This is a genomic window from Vibrio sp. YT-17 (assembly GCF_033337375.1).
GTDB classification, from domain to species: domain Bacteria; phylum Pseudomonadota; class Gammaproteobacteria; order Enterobacterales; family Vibrionaceae; genus Vibrio; species Vibrio alginolyticus.
Map to the genome: position 1 here is coordinate 1 of NZ_JAWOQP010000194.1, position 1,050 is coordinate 1,050.

1 protein-coding gene is annotated in these 1,050 nt (G+C 46.8%); it reads right to left on the bottom strand.

The genetic code is table 11. The features are described 5' to 3' along the window. On the bottom strand, positions 1-887 hold an 887-nt coding region (locus R7F67_RS24890), incomplete at its 3' end, for a flagellin (protein WP_318057539.1). Positions 888-1,050 lie beyond the last annotated feature (163 nt).

Here is a 1,050-nt window from a genome sequence, read left to right on the forward strand (position 1 = left end):
TTTATCGCCGCATCCACCACACCAATGGCAAGCTGAGCGCCTCCTACTGTCGACATATCGAGATCATCAACGGTCACCAACTCACCGGAACCTATATCCATCTCATCGGCAAAATTGCCTTTCCATGTGACGCCTTCTGGCGCATTCAGTGTCGAGGTAAAAAACTGCAGTTGATGATCTTGCGTTACGGAAGCATCGACTACCGATTGCTGGGCATTAATGTAGGTTGCCACTTCTTCAAGGTTATCGCCTACTTTGAGTGTTAATACTTTAGATTGCGCTTGGCCTTCATTGTCTTGATATTCAAACACGAACTGTTGGTTATCTCTCGTTACCCGCCAGTCTTTGTCTAAACTGTCACCCAGATAATGTTGCCCGCCCATTTCAGGTATGTGCGTACGCATGTTTCTGAGCGTCAATGATATAGAGTTCGCATTGGCGCCAATATGAAAACTCTGAGAACCATAAGAGCCATTGAAGAGGTTTTTATCCGCGAATGTCGTCGTGATTGCCACACGATCCAATTCATCTTGTAGTGCAATCACTTCTTGTTGAAGACTTGTACGATCATCCTGTTCATGGCTGCCATTTGCGACCTGAAGTCCGAGAGAGCGTAGCCGTTGCAGAATATCACTGCTCTCATGCAACGCGCCTTCTGCGGTTTGAGCGACCGAATAGGCATCGTGAGCATTCCTTAAGGCGACATCAATCCCTCTCGTTTGAACATGGAGAGTATTCGATATTTGTAGGCCTGCAGCATCGTCGCTTGCTGAGTTAATCCGATATCCCGAAGACAGGTTTCTCTGTGACTCAACGTTTTGATCGGCTGCTTGGCTAAGATGTCGCTGCGTCATCATCGCGGCAACATTGGTATTTAAAGAGACCATCTAATCGATATGAATGCCTTGTCGAACATCCTGTTAGGACGCATCTAAATCGGTATAGCCGATAAGCAAAAAGCCAGGGATGAGCCTGGCTTTTGTATCTTGTCGTGTTAGGTAGATTAACCTAGAAGACTTAGCGCTGAGTTTGGTGCTTGTTTCGCTTGCG